Source organism: Spiroplasma floricola 23-6 (assembly GCF_002813555.1).
GTDB lineage: Bacteria > Bacillota_I > Bacilli_A > Mycoplasmatales > Mycoplasmataceae > Spiroplasma_A > Spiroplasma_A floricola.
This window is the reverse complement of sequence record NZ_CP025057.1, coordinates 1,127,743-1,153,072: the sequence shown is the minus strand read 5'-3', so window position 1 is coordinate 1,153,072 and position 25,330 is coordinate 1,127,743. Positions and strand designations below refer to the sequence as shown.

Annotated in this window: 24 protein-coding genes and 1 tRNA gene; 24 read left to right on the top strand and 1 reads right to left on the bottom strand. The window is 24.6% G+C overall.

The genetic code is table 4. The annotated features are described in order from the left end of the window. Window positions 1-70 precede the first annotated feature (70 nt). From SFLOR_RS05185 to SFLOR_RS05155, 7 genes are all read left to right on the top strand, one after another. Complete coding sequence (locus SFLOR_RS05185) at window positions 71-2,065, top strand: hypothetical protein (RefSeq protein WP_100917010.1); 1,995 nt, start codon at window positions 71-73, stop codon at window positions 2,063-2,065. After that, entirely contained in the window at window positions 2,065-6,183 is a 4,119-nt protein-coding gene (locus tag SFLOR_RS05180; RefSeq protein ID WP_100917009.1) for an FtsX-like permease family protein, read from the top strand. Before SFLOR_RS05185 ends, SFLOR_RS05180 begins: the two co-directional genes overlap by 1 nt. Before the next feature lie 4 nt (window positions 6,184-6,187). Continuing rightward, entirely contained in the window at window positions 6,188-7,237 is a 1,050-nt protein-coding gene (locus tag SFLOR_RS05175) for a hypothetical protein (protein WP_100917008.1), read from the top strand. Window positions 7,238-7,395: 158 nt separating this feature from the next. Next, on the top strand, window positions 7,396-7,851 hold the full coding sequence (gene rplM, locus SFLOR_RS05170; RefSeq protein ID WP_100917007.1) for a 50S ribosomal protein L13: 456 nt from the start codon (window positions 7,396-7,398) through the stop codon (window positions 7,849-7,851). Continuing rightward, complete coding sequence (rpsI, locus tag SFLOR_RS05165) at window positions 7,851-8,255, top strand: 30S ribosomal protein S9 (RefSeq protein ID WP_100917006.1); 405 nt, start codon at window positions 7,851-7,853, stop codon at window positions 8,253-8,255. Before rplM ends, rpsI begins: the two co-directional genes overlap by 1 nt. Before the next feature lie 127 nt (window positions 8,256-8,382). Continuing rightward, window positions 8,383-9,336, top strand: a complete 954-nt coding sequence (locus tag SFLOR_RS05160) for an L-lactate dehydrogenase (RefSeq protein ID WP_100917005.1) — start codon at window positions 8,383-8,385, stop codon at window positions 9,334-9,336. 70 nt (window positions 9,337-9,406) lie between these two features. Further along, on the top strand, window positions 9,407-10,324 hold the full coding sequence (locus SFLOR_RS05155; protein ID WP_100917004.1) for an alpha/beta fold hydrolase: 918 nt from the start codon (window positions 9,407-9,409) through the stop codon (window positions 10,322-10,324). A gap of 19 nt (window positions 10,325-10,343) precedes the next feature. On the opposite strand, the gene SFLOR_RS05150 is transcribed toward SFLOR_RS05155, so the two are convergent. Next, the gene (locus SFLOR_RS05150) at window positions 10,344-11,081 is read right to left on the bottom strand and encodes a type III pantothenate kinase (RefSeq protein ID WP_100917003.1); all 738 of its coding nucleotides are present in this window, start codon (window positions 11,079-11,081) and stop codon (window positions 10,344-10,346) included. A gap of 108 nt (window positions 11,082-11,189) precedes the next feature. Here SFLOR_RS05150 and coaD point away from each other — a divergent pair, with 108 nt between their 5' ends. The 17 genes from coaD to SFLOR_RS05065 all read left to right on the top strand — a co-directional run bounded on the left by coaD (window position 11,190) and on the right by SFLOR_RS05065 (window position 25,223). After that, entirely contained in the window at window positions 11,190-11,618 is a 429-nt protein-coding gene (gene coaD, locus SFLOR_RS05145; RefSeq protein WP_100917002.1) for a pantetheine-phosphate adenylyltransferase, read from the top strand. Between the two features lie 3 nt (window positions 11,619-11,621). Continuing rightward, complete coding sequence (pta, locus tag SFLOR_RS05140) at window positions 11,622-12,605, top strand: phosphate acetyltransferase (RefSeq protein WP_100917001.1); 984 nt, start codon at window positions 11,622-11,624, stop codon at window positions 12,603-12,605. Continuing rightward, the gene (locus SFLOR_RS05135; RefSeq protein WP_100917000.1) at window positions 12,605-13,795 is read left to right on the top strand and encodes an acetate kinase; all 1,191 of its coding nucleotides are present in this window, start codon (window positions 12,605-12,607) and stop codon (window positions 13,793-13,795) included. Before pta ends, SFLOR_RS05135 begins: the two co-directional genes overlap by 1 nt. Before the next feature lie 85 nt (window positions 13,796-13,880). Further along, on the top strand, window positions 13,881-15,137 hold the full coding sequence (locus SFLOR_RS05130; RefSeq protein WP_100916999.1) for a Pr6Pr family membrane protein: 1,257 nt from the start codon (window positions 13,881-13,883) through the stop codon (window positions 15,135-15,137). Window positions 15,138-15,251: 114 nt separating this feature from the next. Further along, window positions 15,252-18,146: a 2-oxo acid dehydrogenase subunit E2 gene (locus SFLOR_RS05125; RefSeq protein WP_100916998.1), complete on the top strand. Its 2,895-nt coding sequence runs from the start codon at window positions 15,252-15,254 to the stop codon at window positions 18,144-18,146. A gap of 87 nt (window positions 18,147-18,233) precedes the next feature. Continuing rightward, window positions 18,234-18,309, top strand: a tRNA-His gene (locus SFLOR_RS05120). 70 nt (window positions 18,310-18,379) lie between these two features. Further along, window positions 18,380-19,642 carry a hypothetical protein gene (locus tag SFLOR_RS05115; protein WP_100916997.1) on the top strand — a complete coding sequence of 421 codons (1,263 nt, stop codon included), beginning with the start codon at window positions 18,380-18,382 and terminating at the stop codon, window positions 19,640-19,642. Beyond that, a complete protein-coding gene (locus tag SFLOR_RS05110) occupies window positions 19,620-20,039 on the top strand; it encodes a hypothetical protein (RefSeq protein ID WP_100916996.1) in 420 nt (139 codons plus the stop codon). The genes SFLOR_RS05115 and SFLOR_RS05110 overlap by 23 nt, the downstream gene beginning before the upstream one ends. 454 nt (window positions 20,040-20,493) lie before the next feature. Beyond that, window positions 20,494-20,853: a hypothetical protein gene (locus SFLOR_RS05105; RefSeq protein ID WP_100916995.1), complete on the top strand. Its 360-nt coding sequence runs from the start codon at window positions 20,494-20,496 to the stop codon at window positions 20,851-20,853. Continuing rightward, the gene (locus tag SFLOR_RS05100) at window positions 20,846-21,436 is read left to right on the top strand and encodes an AAA family ATPase (protein ID WP_100916994.1); all 591 of its coding nucleotides are present in this window, start codon (window positions 20,846-20,848) and stop codon (window positions 21,434-21,436) included. Before SFLOR_RS05105 ends, SFLOR_RS05100 begins: the two co-directional genes overlap by 8 nt. A 17-nt stretch (window positions 21,437-21,453) precedes the next feature. Further along, window positions 21,454-22,221 (top strand): ThiF family adenylyltransferase, encoded by a 768-nt coding sequence (locus SFLOR_RS05095; protein ID WP_100916993.1) that lies wholly within the window; start codon window positions 21,454-21,456, stop codon window positions 22,219-22,221. Continuing rightward, a complete protein-coding gene (locus tag SFLOR_RS05090) occupies window positions 22,202-22,720 on the top strand; it encodes a hypothetical protein (RefSeq protein WP_157806963.1) in 519 nt (172 codons plus the stop codon). The genes SFLOR_RS05095 and SFLOR_RS05090 overlap by 20 nt, the downstream gene beginning before the upstream one ends. Next, entirely contained in the window at window positions 22,686-23,108 is a 423-nt protein-coding gene (locus SFLOR_RS05085) for a hypothetical protein (RefSeq protein WP_100916991.1), read from the top strand. Before SFLOR_RS05090 ends, SFLOR_RS05085 begins: the two co-directional genes overlap by 35 nt. Then, window positions 23,092-23,751, top strand: coding sequence for a hypothetical protein (locus SFLOR_RS05080; RefSeq protein WP_100916990.1), 660 nt, complete (start codon window positions 23,092-23,094; stop codon window positions 23,749-23,751). The genes SFLOR_RS05085 and SFLOR_RS05080 overlap by 17 nt, the downstream gene beginning before the upstream one ends. Window positions 23,752-23,787: 36 nt before the next feature. Further along, window positions 23,788-24,207, top strand: coding sequence for a hypothetical protein (locus SFLOR_RS05075; RefSeq protein WP_100916989.1), 420 nt, complete (start codon window positions 23,788-23,790; stop codon window positions 24,205-24,207). 6 nt (window positions 24,208-24,213) lie between these two features. Further along, window positions 24,214-24,966: a ParB/RepB/Spo0J family partition protein gene (locus tag SFLOR_RS05070; protein WP_100916988.1), complete on the top strand. Its 753-nt coding sequence runs from the start codon at window positions 24,214-24,216 to the stop codon at window positions 24,964-24,966. An 8-nt stretch (window positions 24,967-24,974) separates the two neighbouring features. Beyond that, window positions 24,975-25,223, top strand: a complete 249-nt coding sequence (locus SFLOR_RS05065) for a hypothetical protein (protein WP_100916987.1) — start codon at window positions 24,975-24,977, stop codon at window positions 25,221-25,223. Window positions 25,224-25,330 lie beyond the last annotated feature (107 nt).

Here is a 25,330-nt window from a genome sequence, read left to right as displayed (position 1 = left end):
TTAATAAAAAAAATAGTATTTTTTATTATACTTAAAAATTTTAAAAAAAATAAATAGGAGAAATAGGAAAATGAAGAAATTATTAATATTGTTAGCAAGTGCAACTTTATGTTCAGCACCTGTATTTTCAGTTGTTGCATGTGGAAATGTAACAGCACCTGGAGGAGATGAAAACTTACCAGATGCAAATTTTAAATTAGATAAAAATCAAATAGATATAGATACAAAAAACCCTGGAAATATTAAAATTACTAATTGAGAGATTTTAAATAATAGATCTAAACCAACAAAATTTACTTATAGTGAAGAAGGTATTGTTCAAGCAACTACTGGTTTAGAGGGGCAAATAACAATAAGTCCTTTAGCTAATGCAAAAAAATCTGTAGTAAAGATTACTGCAGAGTCTGAAAAAGGACATAAAGAAGTAATTACAGTTAATGTAAATGAAATACAACAAGAAGATCAGTTTAAATTGGATAAAACTTCTTTATATTTAAAAACAAGTAAATATGAATACTTAACTATAGTGAACTGAGATTCATTGTCTGAAGATAAAAAACCTTCAGAATTTATCTTTAATAAAGAAGGCTATGCTTCTGCAGAACTTGATTCAGCAAATAAAAGAATTAAAGTAACAGCTAATAATCAAGCAGTTGATGATTTAAAATTAACAATTAAATCATCAAGCAATACTAGTGTTGATGTAAATATTAAAATTACTTTAGCAGAATTTGATTTAGCACAAGAAAATTTAGTGTTAAATGTTATGGCAGGTAATATGACTAATGGATTAATCGATTCTTCAATTGCTATTGGAGATGAGGGATTTAAAGTAACTGAAGAATCTGTATTAGCTAGTTTCAATGAAATAAATGGACTTAATTTATTATTAAATGACTTAAATATAGAAATTATTGAGGGAACTGGAAATAATGGAATAGGAGCTCAATGTATAATAGCTGCTAAAGAGGGAAACCAAAATGTAAAAGGAGAAACAACTCTTATCTTGAATCAAAATATCGACCCAGTAAAGTATTTTGTAAATACAAATCTTGGTGAAATAAGATTATTTAAAGGTTCTTTCAATCAACTAGATAAAGTTTTAGCAAATTCAAAAGATAGTATATCATTAGCAGCAATTATTTTTGAACAAGTTGGGGCTAAAAATAAACAGTTAGAATATATAAAAAATAATTTAGTTAAAGATTTAGGAGCTCCAGGAAAAGAGTTAATGAGCAAATCTACAGTTTCAGCAACAACTTTTAAGATAAATGGAATGCCAGATCTGAAAGGTATTTTTAAAGCAAATTCTGTTATTGAATTTACTCAAAAATTTGTACAAGAAGATAGAATAACTATATATGAATCATTGCCAGAAAATAAAAAAGTTAATATAAGTGCTCAAAATTTAGTAGATAAATCAAAAAGTGGACAAAAAAATGCTAAAACTGAAGTTTACAATCAGTTAAGTCAAGAGTTTAAAAGTAAAATATCTTTAAGTCATTTTATTGAATTTACAAATATTATTTTTAATACAAAAGATGATAACGGAAAATATCTTGATTTTAAATTTGATGTTTTACCAGGATCAGATATATTATATGGACATGATGGAGCAGCATTTCAAAGTTACATTAGTCCTGGTTTTTGAGCAGGAATAGGTACAGGTGCAGGGAATCTTGCTAAATATGAAGAGAATAAAAAATTTGAAGAAAGACATAGTAAAGGTATGGGATATTTTGATATGACTGCAGCTACTAAAGGAAACTTTTATCAAGGTCATGATATTATAGTTTTAAATCAAAAACCTTCAGAAGCAATTTCAGATAAAACATTCAAAATAACTGAAGAACTACAAATTGATTTTGCCATGATAAATATGTTGGAAGGTCAAATTGTAACTGTAGAATCAGATAAATCAGATATAACTGCAGAACTTATCGATAAAGGTGAGAACAACTATTCAATAAAATTAAACTCATCAAAAGCTACAAAAAACGCTAATATTACAATTAAAGTTAATGGATATAAATCACAAAGTTTTAAAGTAACATCAACTAACTAATGAAAAATCAAAAACCATTTTTTAAAAATGCTTTTAAAAACTTATTAAGAAATAAAATACAGTTAATTACAATTATTGTTCTAGTGTTTTTAACTTCCTTTGTCTTTACTCTTTCCTACTCTTCAACAAGTAGAATTGAGAAGTCCTATAATAGTTTTATTTCTGAAAATAATAGTAATATCCATGACTTTGTAATTGATTTATCAAAAGCTTCATATGTAAAAGATTTTGAAAAAGATTTATTTAGTAAAAATATCTCAAATGATGAAATTAAAGATAATTTATTAATAACTTATTTACAAAATAAACTAAATAATACAGATTTAGCTTTTGATTTTGATAGAGTAGAGTCTAGAATTTCTACTTTATCTTCAAATAAAACTTTAAAGGTTTTTGCATTAAACCCAGATCAAAAAGTTGATAAATTTGTTGTTAGCAAGGGAATGAGTATTGAACTGTGAAAGCAATATACTCAGGCAACAAATATTAATACAAAAAAATGAGTTTATTTAAATGAAGAATTTGCAACAGCAAATAATATTAAAATTGATGATGTTATTAGATTAAAAGATGATGAGTATGGAACAACTATGCGTGTAGAGGATAGTGAAATTACTCCAGTTAATCTATCTCTTTATAAAAATATAGATATTAATTCTTGAATAAAGAATACAAAATATGCTAGTCAAGATTGATTTCAAGTTGTAGGTTTTGGTTCAACTGCTGATTTTTCAACTCCAATAATAGATGAAACAAAACCTCTTCCAAATACTAAAAGTGAAGGTTTAGTTTATATTGAACCTTCAAATTTGGGAATTATAAATACTTATTATCAAAGTATTTTTCCAGAAAATATTTTTGAACTTAATAATCCACAAAATCAAAAAATTTGATATACAAACAGTGAAATTAAAAATGAAGAAGTTATTTCAGCTTCTTCTAATACAGATAAAGAAGTAACTTTTGTAGCAAAATTTAAAAATAGAAATGATATTAAAAACTCTACAGATAAGATAAATGAATATTTAACAAATTTAGATAAAGCAAAGGAACTTAATTTATATGCTGGTTATGAAAATACATTAAATAAAACAGTTCCAATAGTCTTACAAAGAGGAGATACAAGATATAAATTTTATGGAAGAACAACATTATTAAAATTAACAATAAATAGTTATAAAATATTTAGCTACATTATTATATTTATAACTTTATCTATTGGTATTGTCATGTTGGTTGTAATGTTAAATAATCAAATTAAAAAATCTTTTGGACAATCAGGAGTACTACTTTCTCTTGGTTATAAAAAAGCTCAATTAATATGATCAAATGGTTTGTATCCCTTATTTATTTCTATAATAGGGGGAACAGCGGGTTATTTATTAGGAATGGTTATGCAAGAAGCAGTTATATCAATTATTAATAACTTTTTCTCTATAAAAATGCAATCTTTTGAAATATCTTGAGAATCATTTCTTGTAACTATTTTTGGAATGTTTATCTTTTTAGAAATTATTACATTAATTACATATTTTTATGTATTTAATAAATTTACACCTCTCCAAATGATAAATTTTGAAAGCAGAAGTTCAACTAATAGATTTAAACTTACTATAAAAAAAGTATTGGTTAAAGGAAGAAAATTTGATGGTAGATTTAAAGGAGCTATATTATCTGGTTCCATTTTAAAACTATTATCTGTATTTACAGTTATGTTAGTTTCTTCATCTTTAATTACAGTTGGAGCTATCATGCCAAATGTATTAAATCAAAATAAAGTTAAAACTTATATAAAAGATGGTTATGACAATCAAATTGAATATAATAGTCCTCTTTATAATGTACCCACAAGTTTTTATAAAACTTATAATCCTTATAGTAGTGGAAATAATTTAGATGTATCTGAATCAGAGAATATATGAAATATGTATTTAAATAATAATGTTTCACAAAAGATTTATAATCCTTCAACTGACGTTGGTTCTTTAACTGATATGACATATAAATCAATTGATATAGATTATTTAAAAAATCAAAATCTTACTTTAGATCTTGGAGACATTACAGATATTTGAACTAAAAATAATTATTATAAAACAGTTATTTTTAATTTATGACCTGATTTAAAAAGTTTTAATTTAGATAAATATTGAAACAAGCAATCACTGTTAAATATTATTTCAAGTGATGCAAAAGCTAATGAAAATATTGAAGAGTTAGAAAAATTAAGACAATTTTATTTAAAATATAGAAACACTATTGGAATAGATTCTGTAGTTTCTAGAAGTGATTATTTCAGGAAAGTTAATTCAAAATATCTTTTAAATGCAACAGGTGGTTCTGAAAAAGATGGAAAACCAATGATATCTAATAGCGACTTTAAAAATATATTTGGAAGTAGCTATACTATGCCTTCAACTTTTGTTTTGAAAACTGGACAAATTGAAGGTGATGAACCAATGGAAAAATCTCTTTATGATTATAGAGAAGAAAATGAAAATTGAACTCAATCCAGAATCACAGTTATGATTCCAATTTATAATTGAATAATTGCATCTTTCTTTAATAACTTACAACAAGCTTTTTTACAAGGAATTTACAGTCAATCACCTTCTATGATAAAAACAACTCTTGAAGAAGAGTTTAAAAAAGAAGATGGAAACTTTAATACTTTATTTAATTTAATTCCTTATAACTCACAAAAAGAAGATATTGGAATTTACTTAAATGGTTATATTAAGAATCTGAATTTAAAACTTTATGGTATTAAAGAAGATAATAAAACTCAAATTTTAAATGATGTAAAAGGAAACGATTTAAAAAAAGAATTATTTAAAAACAATGATTCAATATTAATTAATCAATCTCTTGCAAAAAGATTAAATTTAAAAACAGGAGATAGAGTAAACGTAACTCACATAATTAGTGCTTTAAATTATAAAGAACAAGAAATAAAAATGGATAGTTGAAATACTTCATCTTTAAAAGCTTCAACTAGTGAAGATGGATTTACATTAGCTTCTAACTTATATAGTTCTTCAATGATTAAAGATAATGGAAATGGTTGAAAAAACTCTGTTATAAATCCTTTAGGAGATAATAGAGTTTATAAATCAAAAATAGATGTAACTAGCCCAAGTTTAGTTGGAGCAACAGAAATGTCAAAAAATATTGCAAACTCAAATATATCTATTAAAAATTTAGAATCAGACTTTGAATACACAATATCTGGAATTGTTGATCAATATGGAGATAATAAAGCTTGAATTAATAATGAAAAAGCTAAAGAAATGTCTAAATATAAAGAGTCTGAAGAACTATTATTTAGAGTTTTTATGGAAGAGTGACGAAATCCTAAAAACCCAAATAATGAAATAAAAAGATTATCAGAAAAACTAAATGAACTAATAAGCAAAAATACTTCAAATAGTGAGCTGTTTAGTGAATTTAAAAATTGAACAAATCAATCTGGAAACGAAATATATATGAAATTATTTGAATCTGAATATCCTTTATTTAATTATAAAAGTTCTTATGATAATAGTTTTACAGATATTTCAAAAGGAGTTTCAACAAATCAAAAATATGGAGATTACTCCATGATTGGTTTAAATGGTGGATCAGATGCTACCACTTCATATTCTGGATATTCAAATAGCTCAATTGAAAAAGCTGTTAAAACTGATGAAGCTTTAAAAGTTATTTCTAGAGTAAATGATACAGTAAATATGATTATTTATTTCGTTGTATTTGTTTCAATATTTTTAAGTGCCATTATTATCTTATTAACTATTAATTTAGTAATTTCTGAAAATGCAAAAATAATTGCTGTTATGAAAATACTTGGTTATAAAGAATTTTATATAAGTAAATTATTTATTGGTATATATATTCCAGTTGCTATTATCAGTTCAATTATAGGATTTGGAGTAGCTTGGGGAATTATAACTCTTAGTGTTAATGTATTAACACCACTTATAGCATTACCATTAAGTTTCCAAATATGATATATAATACCTGGAATTTTGGGAACATGATTACTATATATTATAAGTAATATTTTAAGTTGAAATTCTTTAAAAAGAGTAAGTATGTTATTGGCAGTACAAGGAGGCTAAAAAAATGAGTAAAGTATTTAATAAAATAATTATAAGTATTTCAGCATTTATTTTTGTTCCTTCTTTAACAATGAGTGTAGTTTCTTGTAAGAGTGTGGGGGGAAGTAATATTTGAAGACCAGCTCCCATTTTACCAATAGTAAAAAATGGATTTGAAAATGTAAACTTGGATAGTGTAGATGTTCAAAAGATATTTTATACAGATGATTTGTTAAAAGAAATTTTACAATGTTTAAAATTAGCAGGATATGAAGAGAGTGATTTAAATATCCAAGTTTTAAAAAATGGAATTGAAGCTGATTTACAAAATACTGATATATTTAGAAATGCTAACTATGATTTTATTATTACAAACAAAAAAAATAGTAATGATAAAATAACTGCTTCAATTAAAATTACAAATTCCTTACATTTACAAGATGTTTTTAAAGTTACTAGTATAGGTACAATTTATGATCATAGACCAAGAACAATAATGATGGGTTTAATGTTTAATAATATGGACATGATTAAACAACTTCCAAAAGTTGGAGAAGAGTTAACTAATTCTAAAAACTTTGTATATAATAAAAATCTTGATGGAGCAACCATAAAAATAAATGATACAATTCCTAAAGAAAAACCTACTGGTTATTATGGATCTTTAGAGTTAAATTATGATGTCAAAGAATTTATTTCTCCTGAAAATGACACATATCCAATGACTATAAAGGAAATGGTCAAAGCTTCAAATAATTTGGATTCTCCAAAAACAGAATTAGGAACTTTACCTGGAAAAGATCAGTATACTGTATTAATGCAATTTATTATTGATAATTTAACAAATCCAACTTATTGGGGATTATTTGTCAATGACTTAGATTTAGATAATTTTAAAGCAGAGCCAATTGAAGGACAAGAAAATAGATATAAAATGAAATTCACTTTAAAACCATATCAAGAAAATGATAACAGACCAGAATCTCCAGAAGAGCAAAATGGAGATTATGATAAAAAAGCACATTATTTAAAAGACAATGATGGTATTGAATTGACTTTTAGTTATTTTCAATAAAATTTAATTAAAATTAAAAACCTTATGTTATTATTCTATTTGAAAGATTAAACCTGAGGTTTTTTATATTTTCTATTATTTTTGTTTGTCACTATTAAGAAATAATGTATAATATATTTGCTTACTCACAAGCCCCGGAAGGTAAGGAGAAAAAGCACATGAAACAAACTACACTTATTAAAACAGCAGATATTGCTAAAAAATGATATGTAGTTGACGCTACTGGAGCAACTTTGGGTAGATTATCTACACAAATTGCTATGGTACTTAGAGGAAAAAATAAACCAACTTTTACACCTCATATTAATAATGGAGATCATGTAATCGTAATCAATGCAGAAAAAGTAATTTTATCAGGTAAAAAAGAAAATGATAAAAACTACTACCACCACTCAATGCATCCTGGGGGATTAAAATCTAGAAACGTTGCAACACAACGTAAATTATTCCCTGAAAGAATTATTGAAAGAGCAGTAAGATTAATGTTACCAAAAAATGTTCAAGGGGGAAATCAATACCGTGCATTACACGTTTATGCAGGTAATGAACATCCACATCAAGCACAAAATCCAGAAGTATTAGTGATTCAATCAAAAAAAGGAGATAATAAATAATGGCAGCAAAAAAAGACGTTGTTATGTATAGAGGAACAGGAAGAAGAAAATCTTCAGTTGCTCAAGTTATATTAACTCCTGGACAAGGTGGAATTATAGTTAATGGGAAACCAGCTTTAGAGTTCTTCCCATATGCTACTTTAGTGCAAGATATGGAACAACCTTTGGAAGCAACTGGAACAAAATCAGATTTTTCAATCAAAATTACTGTTAAAGGTGGAGGATTTACTGGACAAGCTGGAGCAGCTCGTTTAGGAATAGCAAGAGCATTGTTGGAAGCTTCAAAAGATTACAAACCAGAATTAAGAGGACATGGTTTATTAACACGTGATGCTCGTGTTAAAGAACGTAAAAAATACGGACTTTATGGAGCACGTAGAGCACCACAATTCTCAAAACGTTAATTTACAATATCATATGTACATATGAATACCCCAAAAGGGTATTTTTTTGCAATTTTTTTTCATTTTTGTATTTTTTTGTGTAAATAAGTTGTGCTTGTATTAATATAATAGTGTAGGAGTGATAAATATGATAAATAACAAAAAAGTAGTATTAGTTGGTTGTGGAGCTGTAGGAACAAGTTTTGTTTATTCTGCTGTTAACCAAGGAATTGCAAATGATTATGTATTAATAGATGTTTTCAAAGATGCAGCAGAAGGAAATGAAATGGATATTGCTGATACACAAGCAGTATTGCCAGATTCATTTAATTCAATTAAAGCAGGAGATTATTCAGACTGTAAAGATGCAGCATTAATAGTTATTACTGCAGGAAGACCTCAAAAACCTGGTGAAACTAGATTAGAAATGGTTGCAGATAATGCAAAAATTATGAAAGAAATTGCAACACAAATTAAAAAATCAGGATTTAAAGGAATTACATTAATTGCATCAAATCCAGTTGATGTTTTAACTTACGTTTATCAATCAGTTACAGGATTTGATAAAAAAAGAGTTATTTCATCAGGAACAACTTTAGATTCAGCAAGATTGAGAAGACTGTTGGCAGTTAAATTAGGAGTAATGCCAAAAGCTGTTCAAGCTTTCTTATTAGGAGAGCATGGAGATTCTTCAGTTGCAGCTTGAAGTAGAGGATATATATTTGGAAAAAGTATTGAAGAATATATAAAAGAAGGTTCAATTACTAAAGAAGATTTAGAAGAAGTTAAAGATGAGGCAACAAATTTAGCTTATAAAATTATTGAGAAAAAAAGAGTTACTAACTATGGTATCGGTGCTTGTTTAGCAAAAATTGCTAAAACAATATTAAATGATGAACTAAAAATGATGATGGTTGGAGCTTATTTAGATGGTGAATATGGAAACAAGGATATTTATACAAGTGTGCCATGTATTCTTGGAAAAAACGGAATTGAAGAAATTGTAAAATGAGATATTGCTGAAGAAGAACAAAAATTGTTAACAAATTCTTGTGATCGATTAAGAGAAGCATTAGATACAGCAAAAGCAGCAATAAAATAATAAAACTCCCTTAAATAATTAGGGGTTTTTTTATTTTAGGAATAAAATAAATATTAGAGGAGTGTTTTTTATGAAAGAACTATTAATTAAAGGACATGAGGGTAAAAATTTATATACTTATATTTGAGAAGATGTTAAAACTGTAAAGGGAATTTTACAACTTGTTCATGGTAGTTGTGAGCATTCAAAAAGATATGATGAATTTGCAAAATTCTTAAATGCTAATGGTTGAGTTGTTATTTCAAATGATCATAGAGGTCATGGTAAAACAGCAGATTTAAATAATAATGAATTGGGATATTTTGCAGATAAAGATGGTTGAGATATTTTAGTAAAAGATTTAAAAAAAGTTAATGATTATATAAAACAAAATTATAAAAATCAAAATATAGTAATGTTAGGACATTCTATGGGAAGTTTTTTAGCAAGAAGTTATGCCATTGATTTTTCTGAAACTATTCAAGGATTAATACTTAGTGGAACTGCTTGACAAAGTAATTTAGCTTTAAAATTCGGTAGAAAAATTGCTATTAGTAGACAAAAAAAATATGGGTCAAAAAATATAGATAAATTCATTTGAAATTTAAGTTATAAAAAATTTAATAAAAAATTCAATGAGAAATCTTCAACAGGAATGGAATGATTATCAATAGATGAAAATAATGTTAAGAAATTTATTGAAGATCCACTATGTGGTCAAATCTTCACAACTTCAGCGTTTAAAGATTTATTTGAAGGCTTAATATACATTCAAAATAATAAAAATATTAAAAAAATAAGAAAAGACTTACCAATAATTTTAGTATCTGGTTCAAATGATCCTGTGGGAAATTATAGTAAGAGTGTTAAAAAAACATATAAAAAATTTAAAAAAGCTAAACTGAATACTAAATTAAAATTATATGAAAATTTAAGACATGAGATTCTTTTTGATATTAATAAAAAAGAAATTTTTGTAGATACATTGAGTTTTTTAAATAGCATTTAACTAAAGTTAAATGCTATTTTTATTTATTAAGTTCTATTAAACCTTTAAAAATTAGCTCCTCATCCAAAATAAAATTATCTTTGATAATTTCGTCTTTAAAATCGCTAGAGTTACCACCAGTGAATATAGCAAATTCATAACCTAAATTTTTAACAGTGGAACTTAACATTGTATAGTGAGCGTTAAAAGCTCCTGTATTTATGGCATCAACTGTATTTGTTCCATACTTTTTATTTGATTTACTATAAGCATTATCTTTTAAAAGAACTGCACTTGAAATTAAACAGTTTAGAGAGTTTTTTAACCCTGGACAAATTATTGCTCCCTTAAATTTTTTATTTTCTACGATTGCAATTGTAGAAGCTGTGCCCATAGAAACGATCGCTCCATTTTTAATATTGTGAGATTTTAAAGCTCCATAAAAATTACTAATAAAATCAGCACCAAGTTTGTTTATATCATCAACTTCAAAATCAGTTTTATTTATTTTCAAGTCACTTCTTAAATTCAATATGTCTATTCCAATATTGCTTGCAAAAGCTCTTAAAATATCATTTCATTCAGGAACTACAGAAACATAAACTATTTTATCAAAACTTATATTACTATTTTTAAAATAATTTACTAAGGCTTTACTTCTTCTTCATTGCGTATCTTTTGTTAAAGGTCTTATGATTTTTGTTAATTTACTTTGTTGACTGTCTCAAAGACGAAAATCAGCTGTGGTATTTCCAATATCTATTAAAAGTATTTTCATTTTTTTTCTTCTTTCTTTTAGAATATTTTATTACATAAAATATAATAAAGGAAAAAAATTTCATTAAAAAGGTTATAAAATTATAATGATATTAAAAAAGGAATAAATATGAAAAAAGCTATATATCCTGGGAGTTTTGATCCCTTTCATGATGGACATTTAAATATTTTATTAAAAGCAGCAAAACTGTTTGATGAAGTAATTTTAGTAGTTACAAAAAATATTTCAAAAGATAAAAATCCAGATTTAGTTCAAAGAATAGAGAAAATAAAATCAAAAATAAGATATTTAGATAATGTAAAAATTGAAATAAATCAAAACCAACTTACTGCAAACTTTGCAAAAGAGAGAAAAATAAATTATATAGTTAGAGGTATAAGAGATTCTCAAACATTGGATTATGAAATTGAATTACATGATGGTAATAAAAGTATATATAGTGAATTAGAAACAGTTTTATTTTTATCAGACAATGAAAATAGAAAAGTTTCATCTTCTTTATTAAAAGAAATAGAAAAATACAAAAGTGAGAGTTAAAATATGTGAACAATAAAAGAAATCGAAAATAAAATAAAATTAGTTGAAAAGAAACAAAAAATAGTATTTCCAGAGGGAAATCAACTAAAAATTCAAGAAAATGCTCAATTTTTAGTGGAGCAAAATTTAGCAAAACCAATATTATTATTTAATTCAAGAAAAGAAGTACCTAGCAATTTAAATGAAAAAATTGAAGTAGTTGTTCTTGAAGAGTATAACAAAGAAGAAATGATTGAAGTATTTTTGGAGGTAAGAAAGGGTAAACTTGATAAACCAACTGCTGTTGAGCTATTAAAACAAAAAACCTATTTTGGTGTATTGATGATGAAATTAAATTTAGCAGATGCAATGATTTGTGGCTTAGAATATACAACAGCTGATACTTTAAGACCTGCTTTACAAGTTATTAAAACATCTCCAGAGTATTCAATTGCCTCTTCAGTATTTCTAATGTCAAAAGATGAAAACATATATTTATTTACAGATTGTGCTTTAAATGTTGATCCAACTTCTCAACAATTAGCAGATATAGCTTCAATGGCAGCAAATTTTGCAAAGCAACTAAATGAAGATGATGTTCAAGTTGCAATGTTAAATTATTCAACTAAAGGATCAGGAATGGGACCTAGTGTTGAAAAAGTTAAAGAGGCAGTTGAAATACTGAAAACTAAAAATACTAAAGGTATATTGTTTGATGGAGAAATGCAATTTGATTCAGCATTTGACAAAAGCGTTAGAGATAAAAAATATCCAGAATCAAAAATTACTAAAGAACATGCAAATGTTTATGTATTTCCAGATTTAAATTCAGGAAATATAGGTTATAAAATAGCTCAAAGACTTGGTAATTATCAAGCTGCAGGTCCTTTTATTTTAGGTTTAAATAAACCTGTAAATGACTTATCAAGAGGAGCTACATTAGAAGATATAAAACAAACATCTATAATTACAATTTTTACATCAATGTTTAATGGAGGAAATAAATAATGATATTAGTAGTAAATGCGGGGAGTAGCTCAATTAAGTTTAAATTATTTGATATTAAAAATCCTGAAAATCCTAAATCATTAGTAGAAGGATTAGCAGAAAGAATAGGTGTTGATGGTAAATTAATCATTGAAGTTAATGAAAAAAAACATGTTTTTGAAGAGCAAATGATAGACCATTTACAAGCAGTTCAGTTAATTTTAAGTAAGTTTACTGAGTTAAAAATTATTGAAAAACCAGAAGATATTAAAGGTATTGGTTTTAGAGTAGTACATGGTGGTGACAAAATTGTCAATACAGTAGAATTAACACAAGAAATTAAGAAAATAATAGAGGAAAATATTAGATTAGCTCCATTACACAATCCAGGTGCTTTAACTTCAATTAATGCATTTCAAGAAAGTTTGCCAAAAGCTAAACTTGTTGGATGTTTTGATACTTCATATCATCAAACAATGCCAGAAATTAGTTATATGTACTCAGTACCTTACAAATGATACAAAGATTTAAAAGTTAGAAAATATGGTTTTCATGGGATTAGCTATGATTATATTACATATAAAGCTCAAGAAATATTTAACAAAAATAAAGAAGATTTAAATTTAATTGTTTGTCATTTAGGTAATGGAGCAAGTATTTGTGCTATTAAAAATGGAAAATCATATAATACAACAATGGGATTAACTCCTTTAGCAGGTTTAATGATGGGAACAAGAAGTGGAGATATTGATCCATCAATTCTTCAATATGTTTCTAAAGAAACAGGAAAAAATGTATTTGAAATTACAGATATGTTAAATAAGGAATCAGGTTTGTATGGTATAAGTGAAATAAGCAGTGATATGAGAGATGTAGTTGATGCAGCCTCAAAAAATAATGAACAAGCTAAACTTGCTTTAGAAATTTACACACAGACTGTTGCTGATTTTGTAGTCAAATTTGTAAATCAAATTAATAGCAAAATTGATGGAATTATATTTACAGCAGGTATTGGAGAAAATGCTTCAAATATAAGAGAAAGAGTTGCTCAAAAGTGTGGTTTATTAGAATTATCAATAGATTCTAAATTAAATGATCAAAAATATGGAGATTATTTAAAAATATCTTCAACAGATTCAAAAATACCTGTTTTTAAAGTAAGAACAAATGAAGAATTAATGATTTGCAAAGAAACATTAAAATTTTTATAAAATATTTCTAAAAATCAAATTTCAGGTTTGGTTTTTTGTTTTTAATTAGATATAATTTTTATATTGAGAAGTCGGGTGAGAGTAAATGAAACTTAATAAAGATTTTGAATTTTCTTTAAAGGTCATGGTTTTAATATTATTAATTTCCTTTTTAATATTAGACTTTGTACTTCAAATATATTCACCTAAAAAAAATCTTGAAGGTTTACCAGCAATTGAAAGATTAAATATATATTATTCTTTTTTTACAACACAATCTAACTATGCAGTAGTTCTATATTTAGTAGCTGCCTTGTTTATGAAAAGAATATATAATTCAAAACCGGTTTTTGGTATTGAATTAGCTATGACAGTTTATATTACAGTAACAATGTTAGTTTTCTGATTTGGTCTTTTAGCATCAAGTGATGAAATGGATGCATATTATCCATCAAATTGAATTTCTACAATGGTTTTACATTTGTGTATACCAAGTATTATGATAGGTTACTTTTTATTATCTTGTGGAGATCAATATTTTTCTGCTAGAAGATATTCAAAATTTGCACTTCCTTTGACATGTACTTATCCTGCAGGATATTTAGCTTTTGCAATGATAAGAGGTGAAATTCGATTTAATTACTATTCGCCGGAACTTTTTAAAAAAATTTATTCTCTTCCTGCAGATAGTTGGTTTTGGACAAATATCTGAAACTCAGATAATGGAGTTATTGACCAAACTAGACACTTTAGTCAACAAATGTGATATCCATATTGATTTTTAAATATTCATCAATTTAAATTAGAAGCAAATGGAACAGTTTTTAGTGAAAATTTATTACCACAATGATTTATACTTCTTGTTTTTGTAATATCTTGCTTTGCTATAACTTTTCTAGTTGTTGGTTTACAATTTGTATATTTAAGTTGAAATAATAAAAAATTCTATAGATGACATGATATTGAGGGAAATCTTATTACAAGTGAAGAACATGCCTATCGTAAACAAAAAGCTAAATTGAAAAAAAGTACTGCAAAAAATGAATATAAAATGACTCTACTTCATAAAAAAACAGCTTATAAAGTATTTTTAAAAAGTATTAAATCACTACCAAAAAAAGAAAGAATAAAAAAGAGAAAAGAATACTTTAAAGCTAGATTTTTAGAAGAAAAAGTAAAAAAAGCTGCTATAAAACAACAGAAAATACTGAAAAAAGCAAATAAAGAGCAGATTAAAAGATTTATTGTTTCTTTAAATTATAAGGATAGACCTTTTGTTAAAGAAAATCTTAGAGAAGCAGAACGTTACAAGAAACTTGTAAAAAAAGGAGTCATTATATTTAAAACTAAGTATGTTGATTAGCTGTTTTAAAAATAATATTTTATATATTAATATGTTAACTAATAAAGGTAGGATTTTGCCTTTATTTTTTATATAATTATAGATAGTGGATATTTTAAAAAGGAGCGATGCTTTATGGTTCATATGAGGGTTAGAAATTTACCATCTAAAGGAATTTTAAAAGAATGATTATTTTCTGATGAAGAAATTAATTTTGGACAAGACTTTGCTCTTATAGAATTAGATGATGGGTCTAAAATTAATATAAAATCCAACTATAATGGTATAATTACAAAAACTATTAATTTAGGAACTTCTGTAAAAAATGGAAGTATTTTAGCAAATATTGCTGTTGGTGAAAAAGAAATACAAAAATTTAAAAATAAAAGTATTAAAAAAACAAATTCTAAAAAGAATAATGAAGAAGAAATTTTTATTTCAACACAAGAAGATGAACCTAAGTTAGAAGGTGTTGAAACAGTAGCTGATTCATTTTCAGGAGCTGTTGTATATGATAGATATAATCAAGCAGTCACACCTTTTTCAACAGGCAGAGATGACATTATGGATACTTTACAAAAAGTTCAAAAAATGGAGGAAAAAGATCAAAGCATGAGTCAAGGAAATCAACAACCAAAAGATAAGTTTGCTCAAATGAGAGCTAATATAAAAGACTCAATTAAAAATGCTCCTCAAAATAAAGTTATAGGTGATTTAACAAGAGAAGAATTACTTAAAATGACTAAAGAAGACATAAATGAAGAAGCTGGTAGTAATTTATTTTCGACAAATAATTCATCAGGAGTAAGTAAGTTTAGACAATTAGTTCAAGCTAGAAAAGAAAAACTTTTAGAAGAAAATGATTTTAAAGAGGCTCAAAATGAAAATCAAGTAATTGATGCAATGTCAAAAACTGATGAAAAAGGTAGACCTTTAATAATGAGAAATATTATTCAAGCTAGAATGGAAAAATTAAATAATGCTGGGGGAGATCCAAGTGTTCTTGAACAAAATATAGTAGCAACAAAAAGTAATGCTATACTCGATAATCAAAGACTTAAAAGCTCTGCTAATAATGTCAACAGTACACAAGAGGTTGAAAAAATGAAACAAAGAGATTTTGACGTTAATTTAAAGAAAACATTAATAAAACAAGGATCTTCTCAAGATGGTCTTTTTGGAATATCATATGGGTCTTATATTGAAAGTGATGAAGAAAATACAATTGATGCAAATGATTTAAGTCCTCATAGTGGAATTATTATGCCTAAAAAGAAACCAGAGGAATTAGTGGAAGAGATTATTCATAAACCAACCAAAACTTATGCTGAATCAAAACTTTCAAATCTTTATGATACTTCAAGAAGATGAGATATTATAAAAAATCGTGATGAGAGAAATCTTATTAATCAAAGAAGAAAAGTGGTTGAAAAAGGAATTCAAGAAGATAATATGGATTTCAATAAAAAAATTAATGAAATTGGTATTCCAAAAGAATTTTTAAGAGAAGTACCTCATCAAGACCCTATTACTGGAGCTATGCTCTATATTCCTTATAATCAAACACCAAAAGGAATAGAAGAGTTTGAAGCTTGACTAAGAGCTACAAATCTATATACTGCATATAAAGAAAAACAAAATATTGAAACTACTCAAGAAACTTTAAGCAATATTCGAGTGCCTTTTAAAAGAACTCATGAAAATATAATTGTAGAAAATACAGAACAAATAGAGCCTACTCAGGATTTTGAAGAAGAAAAAATATTGGTTAAAACACCAAAAATTATTCAAAAAGAAATTAAAACAGAAATTGAGAAGAAAGATGATGAACTTGTGAAAGTATCAGATAAAAAAGTTGCAGATGAAACTTTGGAATTTTTAAAAGATCAAATTAAAGATTTGCAAAGAACTTTAAAAGAACAAAATCAATTAAATGCAGCAACTTCAAAATTAAATCAACAATCACATTTTAATGCTGGAACAGATACATTTGGTCAAATGATGCAATATATGTTAATGCAAAATATGATCCAAAATATGAATCAAAATCAAAAAAGAGAACCTAACAGAGAATTTAATGCAAATGATTTAAAAGCAATAATTAAAGATGAAATTAATTCATTTGCAAAAGATTTAAAAGAAAAAAAATGTCAAGAAGAAGAAAGAGCTCGATTAGAAAGAGAAATAATTGAAAGAGTTGAAAGAGACTTAAAAGAAAAATGAGAATTTGATAAAAAAGAGAGAGAGAAAGAAAATATTCAGGATGTAAATTTTGAAAAAGATAAACCAGATAACTCTCTAGGTTATTTACAATTTGAATCTAATGATGAAAATAAAGTTGTTGAAAGAACTAAGGTAAATAAAAATAGAAATCCAGCAGTTAAATCAATGATTTTAAGTCAAAATTTTATACCTCCTCTTACTATTTCAACTGAAATAGATATGAGTGCTATTTTAAAATTAAAACACATGTTGAAACAAACTCAAAATAATATTAAATTTACTACAATTTCATTTATAGCAAAAGCTATTTCTATTGCTCTTGAAGAATATCCAAAATTGAACTCAAGTTATGATGCTGAAACAAATGAAGTATTAATTAAAAAATATCATCATATAGGTCTTGCAACAGAAACAACAGAAGGATTAATTATTCCTGTACTTAAGTTTGTGGAAAAGTTATCAATAAAAGAAGTGGCAATAGATATTAAAGAAGTAACTTCAAGACTTAGATCAGGAGAACTTTATAATTATGAAGTTGATGGAAGTACAATTACGATTGCCAACTATGGAAATATTGGAGCAATTCAAGCAACTCCAACAATTTTTTATCCAAACGCTGCAGTTGTTGGTGTAGGTAAAGTTGTTAAAAAGCCAGTTGTAGTTGATAATGAAAAATTAGCTATTAAAGCAATAATGAATATGAGTTTAACAGTAGATCAAAGAATTATTGATGCTGCAGAAGCAGGACAATTCTTGGCAAAAGTTAAATCAATTCTTGAAAAACCAGAAATTTTTACTGTTTCTTAAAATACAATAATTTATTGTATTTTTTTTATTCTTTTTTAACACATAAAATATTTTTTTAGTATAATAAGTAAGTGAAATATTTTCATGGCGTGTATGGCGAAGTGGTTAACGCTCCGGATTGTGGTTCCGGCACTCGAGGGTTCAATTCCCTTTACACGCCCCATTTAAGAAACTAAAATCTCTTTTAAATAAAAGAGATTTTTTTTATTTTAATTGACGATAGTTTAATTGAGGTGATAAACATTTTAAATATATCTTTAAAAGATGAAATAAAATTTACACAAGAAAATCAAAATAAAGAGTTTATAAAAGTAAGTCCTGTTGAAATGAATAGTTTCAATATTGATACTATATTTATTAATGAGAAATTTACTTATAACAAAAAGGAGTACTATAGATTATTTATAAGACCAAGTTTATCTAATGCAGAAGGATATGATTATTTTGATAATTTTTTTAAAAAAACTTATCAAAATGAAGCCCAAATTTATTTTAAGATGGGAATGATTCAATTTTATATAAGAACTAAAAATGGTATTCAACCAATTAAAAATGGTAAAGAAGACTTATTTAAAATTCCAAGTTATATAATTACTGCAAAAAGAAATGGCAAATATATATTGAATGATTTTGATTTTATAAAATTAGATATTCCTGCAAGTTTAATTGAAGATCAACAACAAATATTTATTTCTTATAGTGCTAGTTATGATGTACAAGGATTTGAATTAAAGCCACATACAAATTATGGAAGTATTGAAATAGATAGAAGAAATTTAACTCAACACAAGTATGAAGAAAATCAATGTACAATTACAATTGCTAATTTAGCCTATAGCTATATAAATTATGATTTTAATTTTAAGTATAAAAGAAATTATTTTGAGTTGCTAAGAAATGATATAAAAATTAAAACCTATTCAAGATATTCAAATACAATAGATCCTATTATGACTTTGGAAAATAAATATAGTTTATGAGATTATTTAGATTTATCAATTTTAGGAAATAAAATGACTTCCTTTTTGAAACTTTATTTAAAAGGATTAAATAGAACAGAGTTTTTAACTTCTACTCCAAAGTTAAAAAGTGATTCCAATTTTGGCAGCTATTATAATGTTAAAAAAGTAATAGATGAGGTTAAACAAAAAGAAGATAATTATGAAATAGTTAGTTTAAATAGGACAAAATATTTATTTACAAAAAATATAGTTGAGGATAGTGAAGTAGGGACAAAAGGGATACTTTGAAATCCATTGTATAATAATTCAATTATTTATAGTAGATTTATTAATCTTAACTCAAGATATTTTTTAGTTGATTATACTTATGATAATTTTGAAAATGATATCTACAAGATTAATTATTCTTATGATAAAGTGAATAAAAAGTATACTTATTTAATTAATTATAAAATAGAGGAGTTAAACAATATAGGATGAAAAAATAAAGAAAGGATAATAAATTATATAAATGAAAAAGAAAAAAAATTATAAGCTGTTTTTTGTATCAATTTTATTATTATTTACAATATCTATTTTGAGTTTTTTAATATATTCTTATACTAAATCTAATAATGTAGAAATAAAAGGAGAAAACGATACTCAAGAGAAAGAAAAGCCATCAGTTATTAAAAAAACTGATTTCGCGAAAAAAAACTTGAGCATTAACTTTAGTTTAGAACAAAAAATATATATTATAAATTTTTCAAAGGAAAAACTTTTTAAAATGAATGAGTTTAAATATTATTTTATATTAGAATTTAATAAACTAGGACCAAAAAATAACTCAATTAATTTGAGTTATTTAATTAATAATCCAAAAAAACCAACTGAGATAAGTGTAAAATATGATGGAACTAATAAAAGGGCGAGGGAAAAAGTAAGGGGGTAAGAAATACCCCAAGTAAATAAAAAAACTGCTATAAAAAGCAGTTTTTATTTTGATTAAGAAAGTAAAGGTGATCTAAGCTATCTGCAAATACGCAGTTTAACATTTTTGCACATATTGTGCTCTATACCTAAAAAATAAAATAAAATAAAAAAACGTCATGACTATAAATATAAAAATTTAAAAAAGTTGCTAAAGCTATTAAATGCTTAACAAAACAAATGCAATTATTTTTTATAGTACCTAAATGACAAAAATAAATATAAATAATTGGATTATAATCTTTGATTATTCTCTTGAATTATTTATAAAAACCATTTAAAAATAAAATTAATTACTTTAAACTTAGAAATTAATTTTAAATTATTAATAATCTTTGATTATAATCACTTGATTATAAAAAAATTGAAAACTAAATAAACAAAATTTTCCCCAGGGAAAAATAGAAAGGACATCTATGGGGAGTGAAAATCAAAAAGTGTGGTTATTGAACCATTGATTTAAGGGTTGAAATAGTAATAAAACAGCTTTTGCAATTCAAAGCCCTTGAAATACAAACGGACTAATTTGAATTTATAAAAATTACTATTTATCTAGTAAATATAAGAATCGTTTTGGAATTGAAGTTAACATTGTTAATTTTAAAACCAAGGAAATTCATTACTATCAAGAAATAATTTACTCTTTAGGAGAAAAGCAAGTAAATCTGATTTCAGGTAAAATTTTAGCTAATTTCTTTGAAGAATTAAATAATAAAAATTCTCAAGAGTATAGAGAATTTGTAACAAAATTTATAGGAGAAAAAATTTATGATTAAAACTAAATTTAATGTTGATCAAGATTTAGATTATACAAAATTTGATTCTTTATTTGAAAAAGCTAAACAAAAAGAAAATTTTAAAAATAATGGAATTTATATCTATGGTAAACCAGGAGTTGGTAAAACCACTTTTATTAATAAATTCGTTGAAAACTCAAGATCTAATTTTGAATTAGTTAATGTCTCACAATGAATCAAATCTCATCAAAGTGCTTGAGAAAATGGCTATGAAGGAATTTATGCTCCTAGTCCTAGTCGCTTAGCTCAAAAACAAATTTTAATTTTAGATGATTTAGGCAGTGAATTTATTCACAAATCTACACTTCCTTATATTTACAATTTATTAAATGAAAGATTTGAAAAGAGTAAACAAGATAATACTTTAATTACAATAATTACTTCAAATTATGATTTAGATAAGTTAGAAAAAAACTATAGTACTAAATCTGATAATATAACTTCTTCAAGAATAATTTCTAGATTAAAAGGATTAATGAATTTAAATATAGAATTTGAAGGAATTGATAAAAGATACTCCAATGAAGTTGAAAATAAAAATTTTGAATATATTGATTTTTAATTTTCCCCAGGGAAAAAATGGATAAAATAATATTTTTAATTGGAGTAGGAGGCACAGGTGGTCTTCTTGCTGGAAAACTAGCAAAATTTTTATCAAATAATGATAATTTAGTATTAATTGATGGAGATAAAGTTGAATATAAAAATGTCACAAGACAACCTTTTCAAACTCATGATGTTTATAACTTCAAGGCTGAAAGTTTAGCTAAAAAAATAAATAGTATAAGTAGATTTAAAAATTGTTATTCTATTAATAAATTTTTAAATAAAGAGAATTCTTTATTTAAAATAATTAAATCTTTTAATAATACTTTTAATAATACTTTTAATAATACTTTTAATAAAGTAATAATAATAAGTTGTGTTGATAATCATAAAACTAGAATATTTATTGAAAAATCAACAGATATGTTTAAAGATTGATTATCAGAAAAAGATTTTAGTTGAATCGGATATTCTAAAACTTCGGATGTAATTTATATTGATTCAGCAAATGAAGATGTATATGGTGATATTTTAATTAATGAATTTAGAAGCAATATTTATAATTTAAAAATTGAAAAAGAAACAGAACTAAAAATATCAGAAGAAAGTTGTGAAGAGTTAATAAATGACGGAGTTGTTCAACAATTTGCAACAAATGATCAAACAAGCAATTTAATTTTAAAAGTTTTATCAAATATTGATATGTATATAAAAAAGAAATATCATATTAAGTTTTGTGAATTTAATTCTAAAATTGAAAAAATTAAAGAAAGTATTAAAAATGGAAAAACACCAAATTAGTACATTTATTAGTAATTTAAAAATTATTAAAGATTGTAATGTAGAAAGAATCTATTTTTTGAAAAAACATATTATAAATAAAATTTATTTGTTAGCTTGACAAAGAGATAAATTAATAAAAAATATTGCAGTTTATAATAAAGTGCTCATACCTAATCATGATAAGTTTGATTTATATGAAACAATTTTACTTAATATAAATCAAAATTTATCAGAGCCTAATTTTATTTTTGAAAAAAATAAAAATAAATTATTTGTTACAACAAAGTATTTAACTAAAATTCCTAAATATCAAAAAGAGTATTTATTACAAAACTTTAAAAGTTCAGAAAATATAAAAATTTTAGATTTAAAAAATGAATTATATTTTGAAATAATATCAATAACTAATAAAAATCAAAATCAAGATATTTTATTTTTAAAAGAATTGGAAGAAAAACGTAAATTGATAAAGGAGCTTATAGATGAAGCTAAATTTAAAAGAAATAAAAGAGATTAAACTTTTAGATGCAAACCCTTTAAAGAATAAAAAAATTATTGATAAAAGTAAATACAATGAATTTATTAAAAAAAATGAAAACAGTTTTACTGAGTTAGAACTTATTCAGTCAATTAGAAAAATATCTAAAACATGATACATATATGAAAAACTTAGAGCACAAATTTGTGGATGAGGTGAATTAGATTTAAATTGAGTTATTAAAATTAAAGAAATACTTGATCAAAATCCTAAATTATTAAAACTTAATGTAAATAGTTTTTATAATTTTATTCAACTAAAAAAAGAAGTTGAAAAAGAAACAAAAACTTCATCTATACCTGAAAAAGAGATAACTTGTACAGAAATTACTTTTGAAAGGAATGATGATTATGAAATCCTTTTCTAAATTGAAATTGGAGTTTGATAAAAATGATAAAGGTTATTGTAAAGTAGAATTAGAAAATAAAAGTGGAATTAATCAATCTGGATGAATTAAATTTAATGAATTTTTAAATTGATTATTTATTAATACAAAAAATAATATTGATAAAATTGGAAATATAAATTTTTCAAAAAAACTTATTGCTATGAAATCCAATGATTCTTCTGATTTTTATTTCTTTTATTATGAACCTTCTATAAGAGATATTTTTGCTTATAGCAAAGGTAAATATATTCACAAAACTATATTTTTGCCTCAACTAATTGCAGAAGTTAGATTAGATAAATTAAATATTTCCAATAACTGAAATATTCGATTATTTGCATTTAGTGGAGAATTAAATGAAAAAACTAAATTTTTCTCAATGCGCTTACCTCATTTTTATGAATCTGGAGATTTATGTTTGGGAAATCTTAATTCTTTAAAAAAAATAAAAGAGTTAAATGAATTAGATAATCTTATAAACTATATATTCTCTACAAAATTTAGTCATGAATGAACTGAAATAAATGAAGAGTTTACAAAACCAGTACATTTCTTAAAAGGATTAGAAGGTTTAAAACAATACAAAAAAATTAATGAAAAAATACTTTTTAATAAAAGATAGAAAGATTTTCCCCAGGGAAAAATAAAGGTAAAAAATATGTCAATATTTAATGAAAATCAAGAAACAAAAGTAACATGACCAGCTTTTAAATTTAAAACTGGTAAAAAAATTAAAGAAAAAATAAAGACAGATAATTCTAATGAAAATGAAAGTAATAATAAAGAAAAAGAAGTTAATAAAGCAAAAACTTCAAAAGAAAAACAAAAAGTTGAAGAAATAGAAGTAGATGAAATTATAGATATTCCAAAAGGTTCTATTTTAAGAATAGATGGTGAAGAATTTCAAATACATATATCTATTAAAGAAAATGAAGTTATTGATCAAAATTACATTCATAAAAAAGTTGTTAATCCAAATGGAATTATTAATAAATGAGAATATAAAAATGCTGAGCTTAAATATGATAAAGAAGATAACATATTTTACTATGTAATAGAATCTCCTAAGAAAGGATAAAAATATATGGCAGTAAATAAAATCAAAGAAATTGAACTTGAAAGAATTCTTCCCAATCCTTTTCAACCAAGAAAAAGTTTTAATAAAGAAAAAATTGAGGAGTTAGCAAATTCAATTAAAAAGGTGGGTTTACTTCAACCTATAATTGTAAATTTAAATAATAAAAATGAGATAAAACTTATTGCAGGACAAAGAAGATTAGAAGCTTGTAAGTTACTAAATAAAAAAACTATTGAATGTATTATTTTAGTAGGAAATGCAACTGAAAAAGATTTTAGACAAGCATCAATTATTGAAAATATTCAAAGAGAAGAAATGAGTTCATATGAAACTTCATTAAGTATTAAGGAGCTCTATGATTCTGGAATGACTCAAGAAGATATTGGTGAACAACTTGGAAAGTCAGTTAGTTGAGTAAATAAAATGTTAGCAATTAATAATTTAGATGAACAAGCAAAAGAAAAAATTGAAAATGGTTCTATAGAAATTAGTAAAGCTTCAATTATTGCAAGTCAAAAAAATTTATCTAATGAAGAAAAAAATGATTTAATTAACGAAGTTATTAGCAATAAAGTTTCAAAAAAAGATTTAGAAGAAAAAGTTAAAAATAAAGTTGGAGAAGATTTTTATATTCAAGAACAAGAAATTTGTTTAGCTTTAGAGAATAAATATAAAGTTAGTATAAAAAATAATAAATTAATTATAAATTTTAAAAATTTAGATCAGCTAAATCAGATTGTAAATTTATTTAAAAGGTAGGTGTTTGTATGGCTTATAAATTATTAGAAAAAAATCATTACTTATGACTTTTAAATATTTCAAAATATCATGATTATGATGAAATTCATCAAGCTTTAAAAATAATTAGAGAAAAAAAGAAAATAGTTGATGATAAAGAAAAATGAGTTAATCAAACTACTTTAAGTAGAAACAGATATTGAATACTTTCTACATTAATGGATAAATACAATTATAATGATCTTCTAAATTCTTTAAATCAAATATTTTCAAGATAATAAATAAAAAGAGGATTTTAAAATGTGTCAAAAATGTAAATTTAAAAATAAAGAACTGATTTCATATTATTTAAATAATGAGTTAATAAAAGTCTGTCATAATTGTT